Annotated in this window: 3 protein-coding genes; 2 read left to right on the plus strand and 1 reads right to left on the minus strand. The window is 64.1% G+C overall.

The genetic code is table 11. The annotated features are described in order from the left end of the window. Positions 1-511: 511 nt before the first annotated feature. Positions 512-1,327 (minus strand): class I SAM-dependent methyltransferase, encoded by an 816-nt coding sequence (locus AB0L60_RS42355; RefSeq protein ID WP_364626603.1) that lies wholly within the window; start codon positions 1,325-1,327, stop codon positions 512-514. Positions 1,328-1,681: 354 nt separating this feature from the next. On the opposite strand from AB0L60_RS42355, the gene AB0L60_RS42360 reads away from it, so the two are divergent. Both AB0L60_RS42360 and AB0L60_RS42365 read left to right on the plus strand, forming a co-directional pair. After that, positions 1,682-2,182, plus strand: coding sequence for a hypothetical protein (locus AB0L60_RS42360; protein WP_364626606.1), 501 nt, complete (start codon positions 1,682-1,684; stop codon positions 2,180-2,182). A gap of 220 nt (positions 2,183-2,402) precedes the next feature. Continuing rightward, positions 2,403-2,774 carry a hypothetical protein gene (locus tag AB0L60_RS42365; RefSeq protein ID WP_364626609.1) on the plus strand — a complete coding sequence of 124 codons (372 nt, stop codon included), beginning with the start codon at positions 2,403-2,405 and terminating at the stop codon, positions 2,772-2,774. Positions 2,775-3,004: the final 230 nt, after the last annotated feature.

A 3,004-nucleotide genomic window follows, 5' to 3' on the forward strand; every position in this document is an offset into this window, starting at 1 on the left:
AACATCGGAACCTTCAACCCCATCAAGACCAACTTCCACGAATTCATCGCCATGCTCGCCGACATCGGCCAGGCACCCGGCACGCGAACGGTACTTCGCGCCGTCTTCGGCCCACCCACCGATCCGGCCCACTCGAGGACCACCACGCGAACGTAGCCAGTGCCGAATGGGGTTCGCCCAGCGGTAGTTCGCGAGGTTGGGTCGGGCTATAGAGGCGCACGCCGCGGCCTGCGCGAACACGCAGAATCTCTCCAGATCCATACCGGCCCAAGTCCAGTCGTATCGCGCCGCTACCTCCACCGCGTATGTGACCTTGCCTATCTCATCGAGCACGTTCGGATCCTGGCCCTCGCAGTCTGCCGCGCTGCTCAGATCAACGGAGCAGGATGCGCGGCATTCGGCATGAGCGTGCACTGCCGGCGGCCGTGAGACGCTCTGCCCGTTGATCTTCCGGCACCCCGCGCTGGCCGGTTCGGTCAGCGCGGTATGCGGCAGTAGTGGACGGCCTGTCTCACAGATCGGGTATGTCGTCTCGGCGGGCCCATGCACGGACCGTAGGTGGGGCGTAGAGCCATCGCTGTTCGTCTTGCAGCTCGGCCCGCGCAGCGGCAATCACCTCGGGCCGGACACCAAGAGTGACCAAGGTGTCGTGGGCTTGTGCCCAGGTCAGGTTCCACATGCGCGCCATCGGTGAGCCTCCGCGAAACATCGGGATATCCGCCTCGGCATGAACATCGACGAGCCCGAGTTCCTCCAACTGGGCAGGCAGGCTCCGGGCCCACGATTGACTCGCGCCCGCGATTTCGGTCGAGCGTGCGAAGGCGCGCCATACTTCGCCGAACGCACCTGGCATTTCATCGAGTACACCGAGCCCATCGCCTTCCTCGAGCATGAGAACGCCGCCGGGTGCCAGCGCGCGGGCCAGTCGCTCCAAAACGATGTCTCTGTCGGCAATATGCAGCAGTACGAATCGAGTGTGGACGAAATCGAATGCGCGTTCAGGGATGTCATCGGCGACAAGGTCAAGCTGGGCGACTTCACCGCCGCGGCCGGGTAGGTCGGTGAGGTGACGCGGGTCGGCATCGACCGCGAGCACTCGACCGCCGGGCAGTGCGGCACTACACAGCCATCGTGCAAAGGACCCGCCGCCCGCTCCGGCTTCCAGACACCGCCATCCTGCACGCACACCCAGCCGTCGCGCGAGCGCGATACTGGCTGAGTCATAGGCCGCGCCGAGCAGGGCAAGGCGTTCGTCAGCGAAATCCCATTCATTCGGCAGCGAGTAGTACGGGTCACCCGGCGAGGAAATCGGTGAAGACCAGCTCATGCCCAGACGCTAAGCCCGGCGTCATGAGCCGAGGGCTGTTTTACCCGCCTTCTCCAGCGCAAGGTGATCGAATCCCCACTGCTAGAACAACTTCGAACGAGGGACTTCGGAACTTCCGCACATCGGCAGTAGCGGACGTTCTGCACCGCACCAGGTTCCGGCCCACGCTGGCCGGTTCGGTCAGCGCGGCATGCGGCATTTCAGGATGCCTATCCGCGCAGTCCCGATACCTCCATACGCTCGCTGCTAGCGTCAGATTTCGCTGATGCCAACAGATCTCGGCTCAAGTGGCAGGCGGGAGATACTCTGGCATGGGCGGCAATTGGATCAAGGCCGCATCGGGGGAGGTATCCCATGGGGACAGCGGTTATCGCTGCGGTCGCGGCGCTACTCGGCGTCGCTCTGGGGCGGTTGTGGGACGCGCGGGCCGAAACCGCACGCTGGCGTCGCGACCAGACGATGGCCGCCTACCAGGGATTGTCAGAAGCGTTCCGTGCCAGCTACGACGACATCCAGGCCATCGCCTTCGCCGACCCGACCGACCTTGATTACGCCACTACCGTGCGGACCATTCTCACGACCGGAAACCATCGGTGGCACGATGCGGCCACCGCCGTCTGGATCCACGGCGCTCCGGCCACCATCACCGCCGCGGCCGCGTTGGGCCGCCAGTTAACCGCGCTTCATACTGACGCAGTCACGACAAGGTTTACTACCGAACGATGGGCTCTTGCCCGCGTCCCGGCCCGCCGCGCCTTCGAGGAGTACCTTGGCGCAGTCCGGCAGACCCTCCATCTCATGCCTGTACCGGACGCTTTCTACGATGACGGCCCGCTGAAACAAGGAACAACGTAGCCCGCGAGCTGGGTAGGTAAATCCGCGCCTGGCGTCCGGCGGTGGCCGTTTCGAACCGCGCACTATGCGGCAGTTGCGTGCATTCTGCCGACTTCGAAGACTCAGGGCCCGTTGATCTTCCGATGCCCCGCGCTGGCCGGTTCGGTCAGCGCGGTATGCGGCATGTCAGTGCGTTTCGAACATTGGAGGTGGCTGGGATACTCACTAGAAGATCATGAACATGGACTACGTCGTCAACTTGGACCAAGCTGCTGCCGAGATCAACTCGCGCCTGCAGTCCTGGACCGCCGCCGGGCTCGTGCCCGGTCCCATCACCTGGCGGGACGAAGCAGCGGCCTGGTCCCAGCGACTGGAGATCGACCGGGCTGTTGTCGCCGATCCGGACTCGGTTGGGGTCTTTCTCCAGACCCGCGACGAACAGAACGCGCTCAATATCGTTCTCTACCGCGGTGGGTGGGCAGACGTCGAGGGCCTGATCCACGACGCGATCATTCTTGAATGTCCCAAGATCACGACAGCAGTACAGTTCGGTGGGGTGCTCGACACCGCTGTCGCCCGTTTCCAGGACACCGATCGGCCAACACGGAGGTGAGTGGCCGTGCATCCATAACTCGCTTCCTGAAACCGATCGTAGACGCACTCAACTCGGCAGTTGCGGACGTTCCGCCGGCCTCGGATCGGCACGGCCCGTTGATCTTCCGACGCCCCGCGCTGGCCGGTTCGGTCGGCGCGGTATGCGGCAGAAGCGGACGTTTATGACGGCGCTCGTGCGGACCGCACGCATACCTACACGCCCGCTCCTGAGAATTCCGGAGCGTTCAC

The sequence above is a fragment of the Nocardia sp. NPDC051981 genome, from assembly GCF_040680715.1.
GTDB lineage: Bacteria > Actinomycetota > Actinomycetes > Mycobacteriales > Mycobacteriaceae > Nocardia.